The 24,448-nt window shown below is 52.1% G+C and carries 15 protein-coding genes; 3 read left to right on the top strand and 12 right to left on the bottom strand.

Annotated elements, in window-relative coordinates; all coding sequences use genetic code 11:
- Positions 1 to 144 precede the first annotated feature (144 nt).
- The 10 genes from IEX98_RS20005 to IEX98_RS19960 all read right to left on the bottom strand — a co-directional run bounded on the left by IEX98_RS20005 (position 145) and on the right by IEX98_RS19960 (position 14,030).
- Positions 145 to 1,455, bottom strand: a complete 1,311-nt coding sequence (locus IEX98_RS20005; RefSeq protein WP_188890962.1) for an alpha-glucosidase/alpha-galactosidase — start codon at positions 1,453 to 1,455, stop codon at positions 145 to 147.
- A gap of 48 nt (positions 1,456 to 1,503) precedes the next feature.
- Complete coding sequence (locus IEX98_RS20000) at positions 1,504 to 2,388, bottom strand: carbohydrate ABC transporter permease (RefSeq protein ID WP_188890961.1); 885 nt, start codon at positions 2,386 to 2,388, stop codon at positions 1,504 to 1,506.
- 15 nt (positions 2,389 to 2,403) lie between these two features.
- On the bottom strand, positions 2,404 to 3,303 hold the full coding sequence (locus IEX98_RS19995) for an ABC transporter permease (protein ID WP_188890960.1): 900 nt from the start codon (positions 3,301 to 3,303) through the stop codon (positions 2,404 to 2,406).
- Positions 3,304 to 3,376: 73 nt separating this feature from the next.
- Positions 3,377 to 5,029, bottom strand: coding sequence for an extracellular solute-binding protein (locus IEX98_RS19990; RefSeq protein ID WP_188890959.1), 1,653 nt, complete (start codon positions 5,027 to 5,029; stop codon positions 3,377 to 3,379).
- 201 nt (positions 5,030 to 5,230) lie between these two features.
- On the bottom strand, positions 5,231 to 6,289 hold the full coding sequence (locus tag IEX98_RS19985) for a response regulator transcription factor (RefSeq protein WP_188890958.1): 1,059 nt from the start codon (positions 6,287 to 6,289) through the stop codon (positions 5,231 to 5,233).
- 2 nt (positions 6,290 to 6,291) lie between these two features.
- Positions 6,292 to 8,007 (bottom strand): sensor histidine kinase, encoded by a 1,716-nt coding sequence (locus IEX98_RS19980; RefSeq protein ID WP_188890957.1) that lies wholly within the window; start codon positions 8,005 to 8,007, stop codon positions 6,292 to 6,294.
- 213 nt (positions 8,008 to 8,220) lie between these two features.
- Positions 8,221 to 10,275: an alpha-galactosidase gene (locus IEX98_RS19975; protein ID WP_188890956.1), complete on the bottom strand. Its 2,055-nt coding sequence runs from the start codon at positions 10,273 to 10,275 to the stop codon at positions 8,221 to 8,223.
- Positions 10,276 to 10,391: 116 nt separating this feature from the next.
- Entirely contained in the window at positions 10,392 to 12,023 is a 1,632-nt protein-coding gene (locus tag IEX98_RS19970; RefSeq protein ID WP_188890955.1) for an ABC transporter substrate-binding protein, read from the bottom strand.
- A gap of 109 nt (positions 12,024 to 12,132) precedes the next feature.
- The gene (locus tag IEX98_RS19965; protein ID WP_188890954.1) at positions 12,133 to 13,020 is read right to left on the bottom strand and encodes a carbohydrate ABC transporter permease; all 888 of its coding nucleotides are present in this window, start codon (positions 13,018 to 13,020) and stop codon (positions 12,133 to 12,135) included.
- A 26-nt stretch (positions 13,021 to 13,046) separates the two neighbouring features.
- Entirely contained in the window at positions 13,047 to 14,030 is a 984-nt protein-coding gene (locus IEX98_RS19960) for an ABC transporter permease (RefSeq protein WP_052350648.1), read from the bottom strand.
- Between the two features lie 211 nt (positions 14,031 to 14,241).
- Between IEX98_RS19960 and IEX98_RS19955 the strand changes: the two genes are divergently transcribed.
- The gene (locus IEX98_RS19955; protein ID WP_188890953.1) at positions 14,242 to 15,834 is read left to right on the top strand and encodes a response regulator; all 1,593 of its coding nucleotides are present in this window, start codon (positions 14,242 to 14,244) and stop codon (positions 15,832 to 15,834) included.
- A 17-nt stretch (positions 15,835 to 15,851) separates the two neighbouring features.
- Positions 15,852 to 17,597 (top strand): sensor histidine kinase, encoded by a 1,746-nt coding sequence (locus IEX98_RS19950; protein ID WP_188890952.1) that lies wholly within the window; start codon positions 15,852 to 15,854, stop codon positions 17,595 to 17,597.
- An 83-nt stretch (positions 17,598 to 17,680) separates the two neighbouring features.
- On the opposite strand, the gene IEX98_RS19945 is transcribed toward IEX98_RS19950, so the two are convergent.
- A complete protein-coding gene (locus tag IEX98_RS19945; RefSeq protein ID WP_188890951.1) occupies positions 17,681 to 20,746 on the bottom strand; it encodes a CBM35 domain-containing protein in 3,066 nt (1,021 codons plus the stop codon).
- 182 nt (positions 20,747 to 20,928) lie between these two features.
- A complete protein-coding gene (locus IEX98_RS19940) occupies positions 20,929 to 23,247 on the bottom strand; it encodes a glycoside hydrolase family 95 protein (protein WP_308421813.1) in 2,319 nt (772 codons plus the stop codon).
- A 200-nt stretch (positions 23,248 to 23,447) separates the two neighbouring features.
- Here IEX98_RS19940 and IEX98_RS19935 point away from each other — a divergent pair, with 200 nt between their 5' ends.
- Positions 23,448 to 24,314 (top strand): helix-turn-helix domain-containing protein, encoded by an 867-nt coding sequence (locus tag IEX98_RS19935; RefSeq protein ID WP_188890949.1) that lies wholly within the window; start codon positions 23,448 to 23,450, stop codon positions 24,312 to 24,314.
- The last annotated feature ends 134 nt before the right edge of the window (positions 24,315 to 24,448 follow it).

Here is a 24,448-nt window from a genome sequence, read left to right as displayed (position 1 = left end):
CTGCGTTCATTATCCGGCAGAAAAAGGGGATGAAAAAGTGTAGACGTTGATGATCGTATTTCCCCTTTTACAAGAAAAAAAGGCCGCTCCTCCAATCGCGATGATTGAAAGAGCGGCCTGCTTTAGCTCTATGATTGAACTAGACTAGATTTCAAACTGCGGCAAGTAGCTGCGGTTCGCTTCAAGCAGCTCGTCTACCATGCTGCGGATATCCGCGATGCTCAGCTCGGCCGATGTATGCGGGTCCAGCAAGGCTGCGTGGTACACATGCTCCTTGTTGCCCGTCAATGAAGCTTCGATCGTCAGATCCTGCACATTAATATTGGTACGGTTCAGTGCAGCCAGCTGTGGCGGCAAGTCTCCGATGTAGCAAGGCGTAATGCCGCTGCCGTCCACAAGGCAAGGAACCTCAACATTAACGCCGTCCGGCAGATTCGTAATCAGCCCGTTGTTCATCACATTGGCGCCGATCTTGTAGATTTTGTCCGTCAGAATCGATTCCATAATATAGGACGCGTATTCATGCGTACGCTCATGCGACAGCCCTTTGTTGCCCAGCAGCTCTTCCATCGCCTTTTGCCAGTAGTCCGCTTGCGATTGTCCCCAGTTTTTGTACATCATCGTATGAACGCCGTATTCATCCAGCAGCTCCGGATACGCATTTTTAATAAAATAAGGAACGTACTCCGCTGTATGCTGCGTCGATTCCGTCACATAATAGCCGAATTGATTCATAATCTCGTAACGGACTTTATCATCATGCTGCTCCGCTGCCTGCCGCTCCAGCGCTCTGCGCTTCACTTCCGGGTACAGATCCTCGCCGTCGCGGTGAACCTCAAGCAGCCATGCCTGGTGATTGATGCCTGCGATTTTGGACTTCACGTTCGTATGATCCATGCCCAGTCCCTCGAACAGATCGCGGACGCAAATTTGCACGCTGTGACACAGGCCAACTGTCTTAATGCTTGTTGCCTTCTGAATAGCACCGGTCACGATCGCCATCGGATTCGTATAGTTCAAGAGCCAAGCATCCGGACATACTTCCTCCATGTCTTTCGCGATCTGGAGCATAACAGGGATCGTACGCAGCCCCCGGAAAATACCGCCCATGCCAAGTGTATCGGCATAGCTTTGCTTCAGACCGTACTTCAACGGAATCTCAAAATCGTTGATCACGCAAGGGTCGTAGCCGCCCACATGAATCGCATTGATGACAAAGTCGGCGTCTCTAAGCGCTTCGCGCTGATCGTCGTATGCTTTAATATCCGCTCTGCCTTCGTTGATGTTGTTGTTCAACTGCTTGAGCATTTGCTCGGACAAGCGCAGCTTTTCCTTGTCAATATCCAGCAGCGCGATATGCGCGTCTCTCAGCGCAGGGGTCAACAAGCAATCCCCGATTAAGTTTTTAACGAAAATAATGCTGCCTGCTCCAATAAATACAATTTTAGCCGCCATGATGATAGCCTCCGCTTTCTGATATGAATTAGATTGATAGAATGCTGATTATCCTTTGACACTGCCCATTACGATGCCTTCGGTAAAATATTTCTGCAAAAAAGGATAGACGCACAGCACCGGAACCGTAGCTACAAATACCTGCGCCGCTTTCGTCGTCCGGTCGGAGACGAGCGCTAACGCTTTCCAATCCGTTGACGTCGCAAGCGACATATCCCGGTTCACGATGACCGTCTGCAAATACGATTGCAGCGGGTAATGGCTTGGATCGTTCATGAGCATCAGTCCTTCAAACCAGGAGTTCCAATGCGTCACGATACAGAACAACACCAATGTCGCGATGGCCGGTGCAGACAATGGAACGAATATTTTCCAAAGCACCTTCCACTGCGTTGCCCCGTCCATAAACGCCGCTTCTTCGATTTCCTTAGGCAAGGAACGGAAAAAGTTAAGCAATAAAATGACGTTAAAAATCGGTACCGCCCCCGGAATAATGAGCGCCCAGAAGGAATCGATTAAGCCGGTCGCTTTAATCGTCAAGTACCATGGAATCAGTCCGCCGCTGAACAGCATCGTGATGACGAAAAACCAGACGTACACGCCTCTCCATTTGAACTGCTGCTTTTCCTTGGACAACGGATAGGCGATGAGTATTGTCAGCAGCATGTTAATCGGTACGCCGACCAGCACCCGCTTCACAGCAATGATGAAGGAGGTCATAAATTCCGGCTTCTCCAGCACGAAAGCATAGGATTTGAGCGTAAATTCGACGGGCCAAAACTGCACTCTGCCCGAGCCGACCGCCGAGCTTGAACTAAAGGATATGGCTAGAATATTAATGATCGGAAGCAGGCAGATAAGCGCTGCGCCAATAAGGATGGCATAATTGCCCACAACAAACACCTTTCGGCCCATTGTAGCTTTCCTGAACATATGCAGTCTCCTCTCTTAAAAAATACGGTAGTCCGAATAACGCGTGGCGAGCCCGTAGGAGATGCCGATGAAAAGGAAGGACACGACCGACTTGAACAAACCAACTGCCGTCGCTACCCCGTATTGCGCGTCCTGCACCCCGATGCGGTAGACGAGCGTATCGATAATATCGCCCGACTGGTACACCTGAGGGCTATATAAATTGAATACTTGGTCGAAGCCTGCATTCAATACATTTCCTAAGCTCAAAATCGTCATCAGCATAATCATCGGAATCAGTCCCGGCAGCGTAACGTGAAGCGTCTGCTTCCAGCGTCCCGCTCCGTCCATCACAGCAGCTTCGTACAAGGTTGGATTGATGCCGGTTAGCGCAGCCAGATAGACGATGGAGCCGTAACCGAATCCTTTCCAAACTTCCGTGCCTACCAGCGTGACGGGAAACCAGCTGTTATGTCCTAAAAAGTAGATCGGGTCCAGACCAAGCCAGGTGAGAAAATGATTGACGATCCCGGTAGACGGCGACAAAATGTCGATGAAAATACCGCCCAAAATGATCCAGGATAAAAAATGCGGGAAATAGACAATCGTCTGCACGCTCCGTTTGACAAGCCGGTTTCTGGCTTCGTTGAGCAGCAAGGCGAACAGCACAGGCGCGATAACGCCAGCAATGATTTTCATCAGCGATATATAAATCGTGTTCCAAAGCACTTGATAAATATCCGGCATATTGAGCAGGTACTGAAAATTATCCCATCCGATCCACGGCGAGCCGAACATGCCCTTGGACGGTACAAACCGTTTGAACGCGACGACAATGCCTGCCATCGGAATGTAATTATAGACAAGTACGATCAATATGCCCGGCAGCAGCATGAGGTGAAAGGGTATCTCACGTAAAAATCTTCTATTGTCCATCTGCTCCTCCACTTCACCAGCATGATTTAATGGAGAGAAGGAATGGCTTCCTTCTCTCTGCCAGACTTATTCTTTAGTTTTGACTCCAGTCATTGACTTCCTTCGTCATTTGCTCTCCGCCCTGCTTGTTCCAGGTCGATACAAAGGCATCGAATTGGTCGATCGATCCGCCCATGATGATGCTCGTGAACGTCTGAACCTGCTGCTTCTGCAAGGTACCCTCACGATCCACCATCGTTTGCGTTGGCGCACCGAAAAATTGATTGTCCATCGTCAGCCCTTTTTGCATGAAGGCATCAAGTACGCTTAACGAGCCTTCCGGTCCGTACATCTTCTCTGCGCTCCAGAAAGCGCGATCGCCGCCACGGTAGTTCATGATGTTGTCGTAGTAGCCCTTCTCCTCCAAATTAAGCGAGGATGGATCATTCGCCTCCAGCGCGCTCTTGATATGAAGCATCGCGTCAAGGTTTTTGCGCGGCGCTTCGCCATAGAGCAGCGTGTAGCTGAATGCGGACATGCCGTCTTTATCGACGTTGTAGATTTCAGGCTCCGCCGTTTCGCCGTATATTTTCTCCAGCGCCAGATTCAGCATTTTTACAGCCGCTTCCGGATGTGCGCTGCCCTTCTTGACGGTGTAATACGTGCTGATGGCAAACGGCACTTGCGATTTCGCCGCTTCTCCGTCGATGGAAGGAATTTCGATCGCCTTCCACTCCATGTCCGGATTGTTCGTCTTGCCGTCCTGCAGCCAGCCGCTGTTCCAGAAGAAGCCGAAGAACATGCCGACCTTGCCCGCGTTGGCATCCTCGTTCACCTTGGATGCGTCACGCGTTCCGAATTCCTTATTCAGTACGCCAGTAGCGTACATTTCCTGCAGCTTTTGCAGCGCCTGCTTCATTTCCGGCTGTACGCTTCCGTAAACCAGCTTGCCGGACGCATCCTTGACCCAAATGTTCGGATAAGCGTGGAAGCCGTTAAAGAAGCCTTCCAGCCCGGCATAAAAGCCCCATAGATCCTTGTTGACGCCCAGACCGTACGTATCGGCAGCTCCATTGCCGTCCGGGTCCTTCTTGGCGAACGCTTCAGCAATAGCCAGCACGTCCTGCATCGTCTTCGGCTCTTCCAGATTGAGCTTTTTCAGCCAATCCGTCCGTATCCACAGCACTTGGGACTGGCCGATGCCGGAGCCCATTTTTGGAATGGCATACATTTTGCCGTCGAAGGTCGAAGACTTAATGGCATTGCCGCCATCCTCAGACAAAATCTTCTTAGTCAGCGGCGAAGCATACTGCTCATAGACCGACGTGAGATCCTGCAACTGGTCGTCCTCGATCAGCCGTTTCAACTGCGCAGCATTCACCTCAGCGATGTTGGGCATATCGTCCGATGCGATGGCGATGTTGATCTTCTGCGCATATTGGGCATCAGGCGTCGTCCAGAGGTATTTGATCTTGATGCCAAGGTCAGCCTCGTACGCTCTCGACCAAGCATTGTTGTCCAGCGACTCTCCCGACTTATATTCCATTCCTTCCGAGATTGGCCGGACAGCCGTCACCTCGATCGGCGGATCATACTTGCCAAGCGGGCTCGTATCAACGGTCTGATTGCCGTTGCCGCTTTCCCCTTCTGGCTTCTTTGCATTATTGCCTCCACTGCTGCAAGCGTTCGTGAGAAGCGCCGTGACCAGCAGCGTACAAGCTAATAAACCCCATCTTTTCATCCGCATGTTGTATCGCTCTCTTTCAAGTGGATTGTAAGCACTTTCTTTCTGGTTTAATTATAGCAACGGCACCCGCCACGCCGTGTGCGGATTTTTTGCTGAGCACCTGCGATGTTTTTGTCCAAGTATAGCTTTCGTTCAAAAATAACATACCTTTACAACAAAAAAACCGCCCCTCTTACTGTGACCAAATAAGAGGAGCGGTTTTCATATAGATGACGGGTCAGAGTTAGCGTCTGCATGCTGGCTTTGCCTGTATTGCGTAGGCAGCAGGCCCGTCATTTCCTTAAACATTTTGCCGAAATATCGTGTATCGGTAAATCCGCACTGCTCGGCGATCCAATAGACCGGATGGTTGGTCGTGGACAACATCCTTTTCGCTTCCTCGATGCTCCGAATCTGAACATAGCGGACGAACGAGATCCGCAAAATATCTTTAAAGCTCCGGCTGAAATAACTTTTGCTAATGTTCACCTGCGCGCAAATATCGCTTTGCGACAGAGTTTCGATCGCCTGAGCGTCCATATAGGCAAGCGCCTTCAAGATGCCGTGTATCATCTCTTCCGAATAAGCGGATTGCCGCAGCCACTGCTGAAGCCTCGATCGGGTATCAGTCAGCCATGCTCTCAGCACTGGAGCTTCGCTCGGCAACGGTTCCCAGCCGAGAAATTGCGGGAACAGCTGCTGCCATTTGTGCAAAGCCTGCGCCGCCCATTCCTCCGGCATCAAAGCGGACTCATCGGCGAGCATGCTCAGCATCAACTGAAACGCATCGTCCTCCCATACCCATAGCGGATGGAGCCAGCCTTTCTCGAAAGCCTCACGCGTCCACGCCGCTGTCGTCGCACCCATCCCGGTCTGTGCCGCCGCCCCGGATTTGTCTTCTGCCACCTTAACAGCAATCCGTTCCAGCAGCTCATCGAGATCTTGGGTTTCCAGCTGCGTCTTGACGATATAGTCAATCGCTCCGATGCGCAGCGCCTCCTGAATATAGTCGAAATCCTGATGGCAGGTTAAGACGACCATCTTGATCGAAGCGTCGAATTCCCTGACCCAGTGCATCAGCTCCAGTCCCGTCATGCCCGGCATCGTAATGTCCGTCACGAGCAATTGCACCGTATTGGGATGCTCCTGCAGATAGAGCTTTGCCCGCTCGCCGGAAGCTGCTTCTCCGATAATTTCAATTCCGTATTTCTCCCACGGAAAAATCATCTTCAAGCCTTTGCGAACCAGACTCTCATCATCTACGATATAGGCTTGAATCATCGCTATTCCTCCACCTTCACCTGATCCGGCATGTCAATCGTGATCGTCGTTCCTTCTCCCGGTGCGCTATGAACGGAGAATTGCGCCTCGGAGCCGTAATACACTTCCAGCATCTTCTTCACATAGCGCAGTCCGATGCCGAGACCGCTTCGCTGCCGCTGCTCATCCAGCTCGAACAGCTCATGCATCCGCTCCGGCGGTATGCCCTGCCCGTTGTCCTGGACAATAATTTGCATACGGCCCCCCGGAGCCAGCCGGATCGTGACCTCAATCTGCCCCTCTTCATTGTCAAAGGCATGATACAAGGCGTTTTCCACCAGCGGCTGCATAATAAACCGCGGAATAGCGATGTCATCCGCGTCTTCCTCCGCATTTACGTGAACCTGAAACTTATGGTCATACCGGATGCTTTGCAGCTCGATGTAGTCGCGCAGCGCCTGCACCTCGTCCCGCACGGTCACGATGATGCTCTTCTTCCCCAAATTATAATGCAGCACCCTTGTGAATACAGCGACGAGATTCGCAATATCCTTCTGCCCGTTCATCCGCGCCAGCCATTGCACCGTATTGAGCGTATTATGCAAAAAATGCGGATTGATCTGCACAAGAAGCTTCTCCACCTCCAGTTGGCCTTTGCGCTTCTCCTTCTCCTCAATGTCTGCGATGAGCTCCATAATCCGGTTTTTCATATTGTCAAAGTTGTTCAATACGTTATCGAACTCGACCGTTCCCGTTGTCGCCAGTTTGCGCGAATCATTCCCCTGCCCGATCTGAAAATGATGAATCTCGCGATTGATGACCCGAATCGGTCCGTAGACCATTTTCCAAATAAACCAGGCCAGCAAAATTCCGATAAGCAGCGAGAGCAGCGCGATCGCAATAAACTGATAAAACCATACATTGATTTCCCCGTTGTACTCGCTCAGCGGAACAAAATGAATATAGGTCCAGCCGTTTCGGCTAGTTGCGGCAAAAGCTTTCGTCTCTTCAGGCGGCTTGCCGTATACGTCGCCGATTTTGTAAGCCGATTCATTATGACTGTACAGCACCTGTCCCGAGCTGCTGACGAGTATATCTCCCGGACGGCTTGCGATCATCAAGTCGGAAATATCCCGCTCGATATAGATGGACAGCGGCACGCCCTCCTCATTCTCCACTTCCCGCCAAAGCGAAAGCACAAGCACTTTGTTATAGACGCGGACGGAAGGATGGGGGCCATAATAGGCAAACTTATTTTTGGAATACATCGTTTGTCCCGGATGCAGCAGCAGCTCCTGCTCCACCTTCATATTGGCAAACAAAAAGGGATCCTTGTAGGTCGGAGCATAATAGAGCATGACGCCGAGACTTGGATTCGCAAAATTAATATTCGAGGTCGATTGTAAAATTTTATCGTAAAGCTTTGTTTTCTCATAAGCGTCCTTGGAGGAAATAAACGTCATGACGTCCTGTCCGATCCCGCCTTCGCCGACAAGCAGCTGCGATACACGGCCCAGCTCGTCGAGCCGCTTCTCCATTTCCTGCTGTTCCCGTTCCACCTGATTCTGTATATCTTGTCCGATGCGGCCGATCTGAATATCGTAAATCCAATAGTACGACACCAGCCCGATCAATACGATCGGAATAGCCGTAGCCAGTACGAGAACGAGAGCCAGCCGGCCCTTTAAAGTATGCGGTACTATTTTTCCAGATTGCACAGCGTTCATCCTGTCTTGCATGTCTGACCCCCCTGCCTTGCAGACTGCCTTGCCCCTTCTCTCCGAGCGCGGAGAGACAGCAGTTAATCGCTTACATTCGTACATTGAGTAAAGATGGTTGTATTATAATACAGTTTCCGGGGTTATAAAAATAAAAAAAGAAACGGTTCCATCCAGCCATTGCCGACCGGAAGAAACCGTCTCTTCGTATGAATAGGGCTATCGCTTATATTACTAGATGTAAAATAGCAGTTTCGATTCGGCAGGCTCCAGCGCCAGAACATGCTCTGCTGCACCCGGCTGCAGGCTGTAGGACTCGCCGCTCCACAGATCGCGAACCGTTAAAGCTTTCGCCCAGTCGATGCCGACGCGGGATAAGTCGATTGACTTCGACTTTCCTTTCTCCACATCGAAGTTGAAGACCGCAACGTAAGTGCCGCCGTCTCCTGCCAGCGAGTAGAGATCCTCGCCGCCTGTACCGCTGCGGCCTTCCGCCGGACGGAACGTCTCGCCGCGCTTCGCCAGCGCCATCACTTCTTTATTGGTCATCCATGCCTTCGCACGGCTGGCCGCCTCCTCCATCCGGTAGTCGTCGCCGAGCAGCAGCGATGTGCCGGAAATCACGCCCGAGTTCAAGCGGCTGCGCCCTTCATGCTCGGAGATCGAACGCTGGTTGTCGCTCTTGTACAGGACGATATGATCCGGATCGTTGAAGCGGTACAAGTTGTCGCTGATCCACCAGCCGTACGTGAGCGCGTTCAGCATATATTCCGTATCGGCAATCGTGCCGAATGCATCGCAGGAGACGCGTCTGCTATGCGCATAGCCGTGCGGGAACAGCGGTGCAATCGACAGATTGATCAGAAACGGACGGCCCAGACGTTCCGGGCTAAGCGCTTCCGCAATAGCCGCCATTCCGTAGTTATAGGCTTGAATGCCGGTACGGATCGAAGGGTCGTAATGCACGCCTTCCATCGCGCCATGCGCCAGGAAATCCATTTTCAAATACTCAAAGCCCATTGAAGTGACTTCATCCAGATTGCGCATAATGCGCGCGATCGCTTCCGGATGCGACGGATCGATCGGGAACGCGCCATCCAGCTTCGGCAGCGGTTTGCCTGCGGCATCCTTCAGCAAAATCTCCCGATAAAGAACCGCACCGTCTGTACCTTCCACCGGCGTATCCGGGTCGCTTCCCCAGAACGCAAACGGCGTGTAGTATGTTCCAGGCTTCTGACCATTAGCCTTGACGCGGCGTACGGCATCCTCAATCTCGCCTTCTTTCAAATTATGCGAGCAGGCATCGAAATTGACGTAAAGACTGCCATCCTGATCTGCGAAGCCGTTCCCTTGAATCTCCTTGGCAAAAAAATCGGAGGTATGCGTGTAGACATCATAATCAAGCTTTGCCATGACGGCCGACCAGCTGTTCCAGCCAACGGGAACGCCGCCGGACCACGTCAGCGCAGGCTGGATGACCGCATTGGCTCCACTATAGGCTTCCATGCCTTCACGGTAGTCAGCGAAAGCGCCTACAAAGATCGTCGGCGATTTGATCGAAGTGCCGCGCAGCGAGCCATGCGGAACGGTGTCGCGGGTTTGGAGATCGGCTGCGCCAGCAAGTACCCGCAGACGGCCGATCGCTTCGGAGAAAGTGCCTTCCACGTCGATAGACGTTTTCCAAATATCATGCGTCACCGAGCCAATAACGAAGCCGCGGCGGGATTCCGCCCGGTAGATAGCCGTCACCTCATAGCTGCGTACGCTGGCAGGATTGGCGTGGGAACCGAACCGTACCCACTTGTCATTGTCGTATGGAATAAACAGGGAGCGGATCTCTTCTTTGGAGCCGTCTCCGAAATCAAGCAAGCCATCGTCGTTCAAATAGGAGGCAAGCGGAGTCAGTTCATTCGTCTCCCATTCCTGCTCGCCTTCAGCTTCCAGCTCAATCAACGCGTAAGGCAGATCCTTGTACAAGCGGATCAGCTGCCGCAGCACCGGCTTGCCAGGCTCCGTATGCTCAAAGCTGAACCGCAGCCCTTCCCCAAAGCCGTCCTCGATCGCCTGTACTGAAGCTTCCGGCACCGTATGCGAGCCATAGTAGCTAGAACGGGCGATTTCTGCGCCCACACGGGCTTCCGCATAAAGCCCCGTCATCGTTTGTCCGTCCCTCCAGGCAAGCGCCAGCGTGCCGTCTTCTGTATTCGCCGTCACTTTTAGCAAGCCATTGTCCGCTGCAAACGTCCCGGATGCTTGCTCCAGCTTGAATTGTCCAATATCGGTCGTCATGATTTCATCCGCTCCCATTCTCCTATTGGTTCACATACTCATTGTACCGTGCTCTATTATCCAATGAAAGGAAAAGGCCAGCTCAGCTGGCCTCCTCGGCAAATCTGGTTATGCGATTAGTTCCACAGCTCTTTGCGTGCTGCGTAGTTGCTCGAGTATACCGCTTCGACTTTTTCGTCGCCTGCAGCTTTCATATCAGAAAGCATTTTGTCAAAAATCGAGCTTGCTTCTTCAGCAGAAGGAGCCATGATTGCCTTAGTCAAAGCTTGCTTCGTAATATCGTTGATTTTTTGCTCGTTCAACGCTTCCGGCGTTCCGCCTTGCGGGTTCAAGCCGTCAAAGATCGCTGTGTCATACACCGTGTCGGACAAGTTTTTGATCGCCATTTGGTCGACAGGAGAACGCTCGTAACGGCCTGGAAGGTCGTATGGCGTACCGTCTGCACCTGGTCCGTTTTTAATAAACCAAGTCCATTTGCGAATGCCTGTTTCTTTCGTGTAAGCAGCCCAGTCGTCTTTGAATGCTTGCAATGTTTCCGGACGCGGTACATGCTTGCCGTCTTTCATATCCCAGTGCGTGCCTTCAATACCCCACATGAGCAAGTATTGGCCTTCTTCACTTGCAAGGAAGTTAATGAGTTGCATCGTGCGTTCCGGATTTTTGTTTTTCTTCGTGATCGAAATGGCATCCCAGCCCAAGGAGCTGCGGCCGCCGAATGTCGTTTTCGAAGGATCTACGCCGTCTGCAACAACCTTATAAGCGAACAGCTGCGATTCTTCGCCTTTGTCTTTCTTGATGATCGTGTTGGAGTTGCCCAAATCCCAGTATGCGCCTGTCGACGAGAGAATCGTGCCCGTCGCGATTTTTTGCTCCCATACCTGGCGTTTGTTGATCGCCCACTCTTTGTCCATCAGACCAGCGCGGTACAGATCGTTCATATACAGAATCATATCTTTGTATTTCGGATCTTTCACATCATATTGAAGCTTGCCGTCATGCTCGTAGTAGCCCGACAGGCCGAACATGCCTTTGAACGTGCCGATCGTTCCGCCCCAGTTCTCGCCGTCCATCGTCAGAGCGATTGTGTTCTTGCCGTCGATTTGCGGATATTTCGCTTTGAAATCAACAAGCAGCTGCTTGAACTCGCTTTGTGTGAATGGAACGCCGCCTTCCGCTTTATCCGGTGCAAGCTCCTTCACGATATCTTTGCGCATGTTGAAGCCGAACACCGGCTCATGCTCAAGTCCGTACCAGTTGGACAGATAGTAGTTGTTGCCGTCTTTGTAACGCGTTTTGTTAAGTACGTCGCCATACATTTTCGTTACATCCGGGCCATATTGACTGATCAGATCATTCAGCGGAATGATAGCCTTCGCTTCAATGTATTTCGCAACCAGGTCGCTGGAGCGGTCGAACATAATCATATCCGGCAAGTCTTCGCTCGCCAGCATGAGATTCAGTTTTTCCGTCGGATTACCCGTTGGCTGTTGGATTTCAATCGTTACGCCAGTACGTTTTGTAATTTCTTTCGCGATGGCATTATCGAATTTATCTCCTGTGTTTTTATCAAAAAACGTAATCTTGATCGGGTCCGTGCTTGGCTCTTTCGTGCCGCCGTCCGTACCGCTGTTTGGCTTATCCGTGCTGGTGTTGCTCGGTTTATTTGATGAATTCGAAGCACAAGCAGACAATAAGGAAATCAACATTACGGCTGTCAGCAGCGACAGCATCCATTTTTTTGCGTTCATCCAAAAATCCCCCTTATTCATAATCGTATGCTTATCGAAAAGACTGTTCGGCATTCATCCGGCCGACCGCAACACCTCCCGCAAGTAATCTAAAAGCCTGCCGGGCGGATTAGCTCTTAACCGCGCCCAGCGTCATGCCTTTCACAAAATATTTTTGCAGGAACGGGTATACCATAATAATCGGCAGCGTTGCGACCATCGTCGCGGCCATCCGGATTGTATCCGGAGATACCGCCATACGTTTGGCCGAATTGGCCATTGCTTGCGCGTCGCCGACCATGGAGCCCGTTTGGTACTGATTCAAAATTTTGACGAGTACCGCTTGCAGCGTTTTCAAATCTGGATTGTAAGTGAACACGTACGAATCGAACCAGGAATTCCAGTGGCTGATTGCCGTAAACAATCCGATTGTCGCCAGTACCGGCGTCGTCAGCGGAAGAATGATGCGGAAGAAGATTTGGATGTAATTCGCACCGTCTATCTTCGCCGATTCATCCAGCTCCTGCGGCAGTCCTTGCATAAAGGTCCGAACGATGATCATATAGAACACGTTCATTAAGCCCGGAACGACGAAGACCATGAAATTGTCGATCAGATGATAGCTTTTGAGCACCATATAGTAAGGAATAAGTCCGCCGCCGAAGTACATCGTGAAGACGAAGTACAGCGTCCAGAAACGGCCTGCGACGAGCTCTTTTTTACTGAGTGAAAAGGATAGCATGCTGATCGTGATGACTGCAAGCGGCGTGCCGATGAGCGTCCGAAGCAGTGTAATCCGAATCGCCATCCATATTTCGCTATCCGTCAAAATTTGCTTATAGCTCGCTAAGCTGAATTCCCTCGGCCACAAATATAAATGGCCCCGCAGCGTATCCTCTGCGCTGTTCAAAGAAATAATGAAGATATTCCAGAACGGATAGAACGTAACAATAAATATCGCAACGATAAACGCGTAAACGACGGTCATAAAGAGAAAATCTTTTTTGTCTTTCACCATGGCGTGTTCTCCTCTTCCGTTTTGTTCTAGAACAGTGACTGTTCTTCCATTTTTTTAGCCATCTGGTTGACGCTGATGACGAGTATGAACGCCACGACCGATTTGAACAAACCGACGGCAGCACCGTATGAGAACATGCCGTTTTGCAGACCGTATTTGTACGTGTACGTATCGATGACTTCCGAGTATTGCATAACTGTATTGTTCTGGAGCAGGTACTGCTGGTCGAAGCCAGCGTTCAAAATACCGCCAACTGCAAGGATGGCCAAAATGATAATGGTCGGCTTGATGGATGGCAGTGTAATGTGCAGCATCTGCTTCAAGCGGCTCGCGCCGTCGACCTTCGCCACCTCGTAAAGCTCTGGGTTGATTGCGGAAATAGCGGCCAAATACATAATGGCGTTGAAGCCCATGTCCTTCCAAGCGTTCGATAATGCGATGATCCACCAGAAAAGCGGTCCCTTCTGCATGAACTGAATCGGCTCATCGATAATATGCAGGCCGGTCAGGATGTTGTTGATTACCCCGCCCGACGAGAGCATCGTAATGATAATGTTCGCTGCGATAACCCAAGAGATGAAATGCGGCATGTAAGAGACCGTCTGGAACGTCCGTTTGAACCAGCCGTTTCTCATTTCATTGATCATGAGCGCCAGAATGATCGGCATTGGGAAACCGAACAGCAGCGACAGGAAGCTTTGTGCCAGCGTATTGCGCATGATTCTTACAAAGTCGCCGTTCGTGAAGAAATACTCGAACCATTGCAGCCCTACAAAATCCGTCGTGAAAAATTGCTCGAAAAACGTTCCGCCGCCTGGCTGATAATTAATGAACGCCATATACAGCCCGAACATCGGTACGTAGGAGAACATCAAGGTCAGGATGATCGCGGGCAGCATCAGTACATAAAGCAGCCGCTGCTCTTTCAATCTGTCCAGCAGTCCGCCTCTATTCCGCTTGACGGCCAGCGTCCCGCTTCCTTGAGGTTGCGCTTTAGGTTGCATGTTCATCGTGTTGCCTCCCGTGAATTGATTGCGTTTTCATTTGCTTCGTGTTCTCATTATAGGCCGGGCAAAATAGCCGTTCTATAATAAGATCTAACGATTCATATTCCAAACGCACACACTTACTTTTGCTCCATTGTTGAATAGTGGCATTACCGTTACACTAAAGAAAAGACATCATAGAGTTATATTTCTTCTAGAAAAGGCGGGTGCCGACATGTACACTGTGCTGCTGGTAGATGATGAAGCAATCGAGCTGGAGATGATGGAGCAATACGTTCCTTGGGAGCAGATTGGCATTCAGGTTGTCGGGACTGCCCGCAACGGCAAGGAAGCTCTCAGCAAGCTCACGGAGCTAAAGCCGGATATTATCGTAACGGATGTGCGCATGCCGATTATGGACGGGCTGGAGTTCGGACGACGGGCGAAGCAGATCGACAAAAGCGTCAAGATCATTTATCTAAGCGGACATAATGAGTTTCAATATATTAAGTCCGCCCTCAATATCGAAGCGGCAGGCTACCTGCTGAAGCCGATCGATATGGAAGAGCTGCTTGTACTGTTGGAGAAAGTGAAAAAGAAATGCGAAGAGGAACAGCTTGCCAGCGAAGGCGGCGGCTGGCGGCTGGAGAAACTGCTCCTCCGCATCGTCCGCGAGCCTATGGAGGAGCGCCGGCTGGAATGGATTCGCCAATGGGAAAAAAGCGCATCCGGCTTTTCTGCCCATCAATCTTTTGGAGCCGCTTACATGACGTTCGAGCCTCCTGCTTTACGCGGTAAAACGGCAGAGGAGGACAAAGTGCTGCCCGCGCCATCGGGAGCGCTGGTAGCTGATGCGGCTGAAGCTGCGCGGGACTTGCTCAGACAGCGGCTGGATGCTGCAATTGTGCTGGAGACCGGGATTAATACGCTGTTTGTCCTGTTTCAAGGAAAACCGCAGCAATGGGACCCTGCCTATTGGGAGCTGCTTCGGGAAGAGCTGCTGACCGTAACGGTGGAAGGCGAAGCTTTCGTGACTATTGGCCTATCCGGACCACACAAAGGATTCCATCTGCTAAAAGAGGCGTTCGAGCAGTCTCAGCGCTGCAATGATGAAAAACTGTACCGGCAAGCCGGCTCCGTCATCATGCCAGGCAGTCCGGAAGCGGTGAAGCAGACCGACATGCCTGTGGAGCAAACCGTGGCAGCGCTGATCGCTGCCATTCAGAGCACCGACGCTGAGCGGGCCGGACAAACGCTGAATGACTGGTTTGCCGTTATGCGGCAGGAGCGGGTCGAACGCAACTTCGCCGTTCGAGCGGTCATTCAACTGCTCACGGCGCTTGAGCAGCATTTCACTTCATTAATGGCCGGCCCGCTTCGCGAACAGTTGCTCGCCGATCATTGGAAGGAGCTGTCGCTGCTGCCGACGATCGCCCATTACCATGCTTACGCACAATGCTTCTGCACGGAGCTGCTGAAGGCTGCAGGAGCACGCGATGCTGACCGCTATCAGTCCGTCGCCGGCCAGATTACGAAGCTGATTGCCGAGCGTTATCATCTTCCGATTACGGTGGAGGATATTGCGAAAGAGGTCTACCTGTCGCCGAACTATGTACGGACTATATTTAAGGAAAAGACAGGCGAGACGATACTCGATTATTTGACCCGCGTCCGTATGAACCATGCGTCGGAGCTGCTCAAAAACCGTTCGCTGAAGGTGCGCGAAATTGCCCATCAGGTCGGCTATGAGAATGTCTCCTATTTCTGTTCGGTTTTTCAGAAGCATAAAGGGAGCACGCCAAACGAATACCGTAAAATGCAACTTTAGGCTGGAGTGATCAACGTATGAGAAAACTGGCCGCTTGGCTCAGCAACCCTTTAAACAATTGGCGGCTCCGGGAGAAGCTGTTCATCATGTTCCTGCTTGGGGGCATTCTCCCCCTGCTCTTCTTCGCCTTATATTCCTATACGACCATTCGCGGGGAGTTGTCCGCCCAGATGGTGGCGAATACAGGCTCTACCGTTGCGCAAATCAATTCGAACCTGGAGAATAAGCTGGATACGTATACGAAGCTTTCCGCCACGCTATATCTAGATTCCACGATGCGTGCCTATTTGACGAATGATTATTCGGTGGACCCGGCGCTATTCGTCGATGCATACAAATATATCAACAATTCCTTCGTCAACATGCTGACGACGAATCCGGACATTCATTCCATGACGATCTTCATCAACAATGAAACACTGCCTACAGACGGCATGTTCATTAAGCGAATGGGCGAGAATTTCCGCAACTCCTTGGCGTATAAATCGCTGCGGGACAGCTACGGCGACGTGCGCTTCGTTACGACGCCGCCGGAGCCCGATCAGCCGCCGATGTTCACGTTGTCGCGAATGCTGAATATAAGCAGCATGAACAATCCATACGGTGTACTGACGATCAACATCCTGGAATCCGATATATTTCGTCTTATGGAGAAGGAATCGGAAGACAAAACGGTGCTGATTATTAATGAGGAAGGAATCGTCATGTCCGCTAGAGATAAAACGCTGCTAAACCAGCCTATCGCCTTGCCGGACAAGTTTCCGGAGGAGATGAACGGTCAGTTCGACAGCACCTATAACGGTGAAATGGTGCTCGTCGTCTACAATACGACCAAATACGGCTGGAAGAGCGTCTCGGTCATTCCGTACAGCAGCTTCCTGTCCAAAGCAAATCTAACCGCCAAGCGCATACTGATCTACGCGATAGCCAGCCTTGCCGTCATGGCGATTCTGATCTATGTCACCGCAAGACTATTCACCAAGCGGGTAGAGACACTTGTCGGCATGATGCGGCGCATCGAGAAAGAAGAGTTCGAACTCACCGATATCCGGCCGCTGGGGCGTGACGAAATCGGCCAAATCGGCAATGCGCTGCGAAGAATGGGCCAGCGGCTCAGCACGCTGATCTCGGATGTCTATATGAAGGAAATCGATAAGCGGGAGGCAGAGCTGAACGTGCTGCAAGCCCAGATTAACCCGCATTTTCTATACAACTCGCTCGCTTCGATCTCTTCGCTCGCCATTCGGAACGCAGATCCGCGCATGAACAAAATGGTGACCGATCTGGCGAAGTTTTACCGCATCTCACTCAATAAAGGAAAAAACACGCTTTCGGTGCATGAGGAAATTCAGCTGACCCGCTATTACGTCTCGATCCAGCAAGTGCGATTCGCCAATCTGCTGCGGGTTCACTATGACATCGATGAATCCGTACTGCCGTGTCTAATCGTGAAGCTCACGCTGCAGCCTTTTGTGGAAAATTGCATCAACCATGCGATCTGGGATCATGAGCATGGCATCAATATTATTATTCGAGCCTGCCGCGACGGGCAGGATATCTTGCTTAAAGTGATCGACGACGGCATGGGTATGCGGATGCCGAACGGACGCGACCTGCCGCAAAGCGAAGATACTTTGTCCGGGTACGGCGTCCGAAACGTCGATAGCCGGATCAAGCTGCTGTTCGGCGACTCCTACGGTGTCTCGATCTACAGTCGTCTGGGTATCGGTACGACGGTTACGATTCGTATTCCGGGGAAATAAAGCATTGTAATCATCGATATTGGTAAGAGAAACAGCCAGCATACCGGGTTCCGGTTTGCTGGCTGTTTGATGTGCTGCTTCTATTACTTTTTCACCTTAATCTTATAAAGCTTGGATTGTGCGCCTTCCAGATTCACTTGGAGGCTGTCCTTCACTTCAACCTTCGTCCCTGTCCACACGTCTGTCAGCTCGACCTTAGCAGTCGCAGTAACGCCAAGCGCCCGCTTCAGGTCAACCGTCTTCACTGCCGCTTCATTCGTATAGTTGAATACTGCGAGATAGTAGTCCTTCTTGTCCTGCAGGACGAATACGTCAGCTGCAGCCGTTCCCGTGTTGCCTTCAACCGGACGGAACGCTTCGCCGATCAGGGCAATGTCGTTCACGCTTTTATTCGTCAGCAGCGACTTCATCAGCTTCTGCGTCTCCACATTGCTAACGTCATCGGAGTTCATGTACACCGTGCCGGATATCCCTGCGGCGTTGACCCGTGTCTGTGCTGCATTGTACGAGCCGCCTTTAGCCAGCGTCATATAGTCCGGATCGGTGTAACCATATATCGTTCCGTTCTGCCACCAGCCGTAAGTCAGGTTGTTAAGCTGGTATTCCGTGCGGCCGAGCGTACCGTCGATATCGCAGGAAATGCGTCTCGCATGTGCATATTGGCTTGGGAACATCGGCGCGATTGAGGCGCTGATGAACATTTTGCCGCCCAGCGTCTTATTGATATGCGCCATTCCTTGGTTGTACGCTTGAATACCTGTCTGCACCTTCGGATCGAAATGCTTGCCTTCGAACGAGCCGTGAGTCAGGAAGTCGATTTTAATATATTCAAAGCCATAATCCAGGAACTTCTTGAACACGTATTCGACGCGCTGCTGCGAGCCGGGATGTGTCGGATCGATCGCATAGGCGCCGTCCACCTTCGGCAAAATGTTGCCCGCCGCATCGCGAAGCACGATGTCGCCGTACGTATACTTGCCGTTAGTCCCTTCTACCGGCTGCGACATATTGTCGCCCCAATAGACGAATGGGCCATAGTAAATGCCTGCTTTTTGCCCGTTTTTACGAATAACCTTTACCACATCGCGAAGCTGCTGCTCGCTCAGGTTGTCCCAATACGAGTCCATATTAATGTATACAGTGCCTTTGTTCGTAAACGATTTTTGCAGGTTAGCTTTAAAGAAATTGGATACCTCTACAACTTTGTCGTAGCTGAGCGAGCTTTCATAGGCGCCCCAGCTGTTCCAGCCGACCGGTACGCCGGAAGGTACGCCTTTCTGGAACTTCAGCGGCGGAGCAACGGCTGCATTCGCTTCGCCATAGTTCTCCAGCCCGTCACGGTAATCGGTGTAATAACCGACCGCGATTTGCGGAGATGTAATCGTGTTGCCTGACACTTTGCCGTGATCGATCGTGTCATGCGTCGAAGTGAGCGACGTGAAGCCGCCGTATACTTTCAGCTTATTCAGTTTATCGTTCGAGCCGCTCCAGTAGATGCCGGTTTTCCACACGTCATGCGTAACCGAGCCGATAACAAGACCACTGCGGCTGGTGTTGTCATAGATCGCTGTCATCTCCGAACTGATGTAGTTGTTGTTATTCAGCGCCGTATTGATCGTCCGGGCTTGATAACGCGACCACATGTCGTTGTCGAACGGCGTGATCAGTACACGGTTGTCTCCGCCTGTGCCGATATCAACACCGCCGCTAGCGTTCACGACGAGCGGAGCCATATCGTTGGAGCTAACCGCCGCACCGCTGCTGACTACCTGCTGCGATACGAGGAAGTAAGGCTGATCCTCATACAGCTGATAGATTTGCTTCATCACAGGCAAGCCTTCGCTGCGGTTCTCGACCGTAATGCGGACGCCCTTGCCATGCCCGTCCTTAATTTTCTCCACATTGTTCAGCTTAAAGCTGTGCTCGCTGTATTGACGGCTGTCGAGCAGCTTGTCTTCAAGCTGAGCACTGGCGTACGCGCCCTTCACAAGCGTTTTGCCGTTCCAAGCATATGCAGCCAGACCAGACTCCGTATTGAACGTAATGCTGTAGGAGCGGGAGACAAAGGTTGCCCCTTTCTCATGCTTCGTTACTTTAATGGAGCCGTACTTGTCCGAATCGAGCGCTTTGCCGATTACGCCGATGTTATCCACCGGACCCGGATCTTCGCCCCCGCCTCCGGCAGCAGCGATCTCCAGCTTATCGATATCCGGCGACCAGCCTCCGTCATCGTTGAATGTAATCGTGTTCGCTCCTGCTTTCAATTCGATTTCCAGCGTGAATACGCCAAGCGTGTCCCAGTTTTCCGTTTTGGGCAGCGCATAGTTTTCCGATACGCCGTCGTTGACGGCGATCGATACCGGGCGAGGGTCGCCGGAAATATAGTAGACGCTAAGCTTGTACACGCCAGCTTTTTCCGCCATAATATCGCGGAATTGCAGCGTAGAGCCGCCCCACAAATTGCCGACCTTGCGGCCGCCAGAGCAGCCAGTCGCCGCTGAGCAGCCGCTTATCGCAGCATTGCCTGTCAGCACGTTGACGGAAGCTTCTGCCTCATAGACGGTACCTGTAACCGGGCCGCCAGGACCGCCGCTGTCAGATAAGCGCAAGTCGATCCGGTCGATATCCGGCGAATAGCCGCCCTCATCGTCCAAGCGGATCGTATTCGCTCCCGCTTTCAGTTCCACTTCAAGTTCGTAAACGCCAAGCGTATCCCAGTCTGCCGTCTTCGGCAGATCGTAGTGATCCTTCGTACCGCCGTTAACGCTTACGCCAAACGACCTAGGGTCGCCAGAAATATAATGTACCGTCAGTGTATATACGCCGGCCTTTTCAACAGTCACGTCATTAAATGTCAACGACGAACCGCCCCATAGCCCGCCAACCGCTTGGCTGCCGGAGCAGCCAGTTGCTTCCCCGCAAGCTTTAACCTCTGCTTTGCCAGACAACGTGTTCGCCGTCGCTTCGGCTTCATACGAATAGCTTCCGGCTGCCGCCTCTACTGCTATTGCTGCCTCCGTGTCTGCACTTGCCGCATGGATTTCACGTCCGGATTGACCCGGGCCGAAAAAAGCCGTCTGGACAAGCAGCACTGCCGTCAGCAAGAGGAACAATCCTCTGCCGGACAATGCCCATTGTTTTCTTCTCATTACTTCATGCCTCCTGTTCGCTATTTAAAATTTATGAAGCGCTTTCAAAATGCATTTTTAATGTAAATCAGAGAAGGGGCTGTAACAATCCCAATATTTAACGAACGATACGACAAACCGCCAAAGTTTGAGCTTGGCACCCTCTGGTGCGGCTCCACTTTGGCGGCTTGGATGCTCGTTCGTTATGCAGCTTCTACCTCAATAAGCTTTAATTGACCGTCTAACCGGTAACGCTTGCCTGCTTCCAGTTGCAGACTAACCTGGCTGCCGCCGCATTTGACGACCGTCTCCAGATCGGAGTGCGCCGTAATGATCGCTTCAGTCAAGCTGCCATTACTCCATACGACTGATGCCTCGGCATTGCCTTTTGCCCGTAATCCTTCGTAAGACCCATTGGACCAGTCTGCCGGCAAAGCAGGCAGCAGATTGATGGTGCCGGCATGGCTTTGCAGGAGCATATCTGCGATTGCAGCCGTTCCGCCGAAGTTGCCGTCGATGACGAAAATATTCGTCTCTGCGCCAGCTACGCCTGGTTTCGAGTACGAGAGCAGGTTGTCGAAGCAAAGCTCTCCGATCAAATGCCGGACATGCTTCACAGCCTGATTGCCGTCATGCAGCCTGGAGAAGCCTAAGGCGAACAACGCTGCCGTAAATTCAATATCCTCCAGCTCGTCGACCAGCATGCGTCCAAGCAGCGTTTGCCGCATCGCAGCGCTTAGCTCTGGCGTATGCTCCGGCGTAATCTGGTTGCCCGGATAGATGCCGTACATATGGGAGAAATGCCGGTGCTGCGGCTGCGCCTCTGCGTAGTCCTCCAGCCATTCCTGCAGTTGGCCGCGTTTGCCGACTTGAAGCGGCGGCAGCTGCTCAATCGCCGTTCTCAGCCGGGCTTGCAGCTCTGGATCGGCTTCTAGCAGCTCTGCCGACTCCAGGCAGAAGACGAACAAGTCGCGCACCAGCATCTGATCCATCGTCGAGCCCATGGAAAGCTGCTGCTCACCTTGCTCCGTCGGTCCCGGATAGAAGCTGTTCTCCGGGGAATTCGACGGCCCCGTTACAAGCCAGCCGTACTTCGGATGAATGACCATATAATCAAGGAAGAACAGCGCTGCTTCCTTCATGACCGGATAGGCTTGCCGCGATAGAAATTCACGGTCCTTGCCATATTCGTAATGCTCCTTCAGATGAGTCGCAATCCAGAGGCCGCCCGTCACGTTCATCCCCCATGACCTTCCCCAGCCTGGCGATGCAAATCCCCATGCATTGGAGAATACATGCGCGACCCAGCCCTCGCAGCCGTAAAAATCTTCAGCGGCTGACCGGCCCGCTTCAGCCAGCTTCTCGATATAGTTCATAAGCGGGACGTGACATTCCGCCAAGTTGCTAATTTCCGTCGGATAATAGTTCATCTCCGTATTGACATCAAGATGATAGTCACAGCTCCATGCCATCGCATTGGCTTCACCATCATTCCATATTCCTTGCAAATGCAGCGGCAGTCTGGAATCGCCCCGTGATCCGGCAATGGTCAAGTAACGTCCGTACTGGTAAAACAAAGCGATAAGTCCGGTGTCGCCCAGTTCGCCAGCCCGCAGGCGGCGTACCCGCTCATCCGTCGGAAGCGAAGCAAATTCAGCCGTCTCTCCAAGATCGAGACTAACGCGGCTATAAAGCGCTTGATAATCCGTTAAATGATCCGCCAGCAGCCGGTCAAAGCCTTTAGCTTGGGCAGTAGCCAGCCGCTCCGTGCTTTCAGATTTCCAGCTGTCGTCCTTACGGTCATAATCGGTGGCAACGGCAAAATAAATGATGACCTCGTCCGCTTCTTGGACGCTGATCTCCCCCTCCGCTCCGCTCAGCTTTCCGCCTGTGACGGCAACCTTTACTCCGCCTTCGCTCCAGACTCCGCAAGTTCCGTCGCTATGAATGTCCTCCGTCGCCTGAGTGCGGAACACCAGCTTGCCCTCTTCCTCCAGCCAAGCATCGAATGTATTCGTTCTTCCCTGCATATGGAGCTTCAACGACACGCTTCCTGCACGGTCGCCCTTAATGCGGGATACGAGCACTCCATCCGCATGCGTTGCGAACGTTTCCCGGCGGATTGCCGCTCCTGCGCTGCTGCGGTACGATACCGTTGCAACTGCCCGTTCCAAATCCAGCTCACGAACCAGCTCGCTGCCTTCGTCTCCATAGCTAATAAGAATGTCGCATAACGACAGGTTTGTGCCGAAATTGCCCTTCTTCGGCTCCAATGCTTGCTCCGCCAGCTTGTCTCCTTTGACGTAATCACCGCTGAAGAAGGATTCGCGCATTTCCGTCAGCTTCTCTCTTGCATCCGGCGATCCGCCGAAACGCTCCGGCTTGCCTGACCAGAAGGTCACCTCTGTCATATTCCATGTCTCGCTATCAATGCCGCCGTGCACTACAGCTCCAAGCTGTCCGTTTCCGAGCGGAAGCCCTTGCTTCCAGCCTGCTGCAGACTGCGTATATGTCATTTTCATCGTAATCATCCTCTCCGGTGATGGCTCGAACGTTCACCCTAACAGTGAAAGCCCTTTCGTAAATCGCGCCATTATTGTAACATTGATAAAAAAAGACGTATTTGTTCGCTAGTCCAATTAGTTGACGATTAGTCCGGTAAACTTTTATAAATAATTTACCTATGTAGTGGTTAAGCGAAGCAAAGGCAGGGATACCGAAAATGAAACCACTGAATGAATTAAAGCCCTACGTCGGCGATTCCATGCGTTACCTCTATGAAGGCGGCTTAAACGAGAGGCTGCGTGTGTGCAATGTCTATGCGTTCCATCTATTCGTGGACGGGCCAGGCGAGATGGAAGTCAACGGGAAGATGTATCCGATTGACCGCCGGACGCTTATCTTTTTGCGTCCGGGCGAGCCTCATGCTTTTCATGTTGCGAAGGGACAACCCTTGTCCTCTTATAATTTATACTGCGATATGTGGGAAGGGGCTCCGGGCCCCGTGTCGCTCAACCGGATGTTTATTCACGCGCCGGAGCCGTTTGCCTTTGACACCCGTTCTGTCGCCGAACCATGCCCGGAGCTGGACTCGCTGCCCAGCCGCTTCTCGCTCCAGCCTTATCCTTGGCTGTTCGACTCCTTCGTTACGCTTGCCAAGCAGTTTGACGATACGCGCTATTACCACGCAGAGCTCGTTAACAGCCTGCTGTATGCCTGGATGCTGAGCTGGTACAACGTCATTCACACTCATCAGCCCAGCGACTTCCGCATCGTCAAGCTGCTGGCGCAATTGAACGAGCGTCCCGAGATGCGAACCTCGGTAGAGGAATGGGCAGCGATGTGCGGATTGAAGCGCTCTTACTTCCATTCGCTGTTTCTGCGGGAAACCGGGTTTACACCCAACGCATACCGCCACAGGCTTCTAATGAAACGGGCGGCCCATCTGCTGGTGGAAACGAATTTCTCCGTAACCGCCATTTCCGAACGGCTCGGATACACCTCCATCCATCCGTTCACCCGCCACTTCAGCGCTTTCCACGGCGTAAGCCCGCGGGCTTTCCGGTTTCAACCGTCGCCGGACAATTAAGAGGGGGGGCGTGTTACGCTGGCCGGGGGCGGTGATGTCGAGGTGCTGGCAGGTGCGTCGGTGCTGATAGGTGCTGCGGTGATGTGCTGCCAGGTACTGCGGTGCTGCCTGCTGCTCAACGCAAAGAGAGCTGC

The sequence above is a fragment of the Paenibacillus radicis (ex Gao et al. 2016) genome, from assembly GCF_014641555.1.
Taxonomy (GTDB): Bacteria; Bacillota; Bacilli; order Paenibacillales; family Paenibacillaceae; genus Pristimantibacillus; species Pristimantibacillus radicis.
Note: the sequence above shows the minus strand (reverse complement) of the source record. Positions and strands in the feature narration are given on the sequence as shown.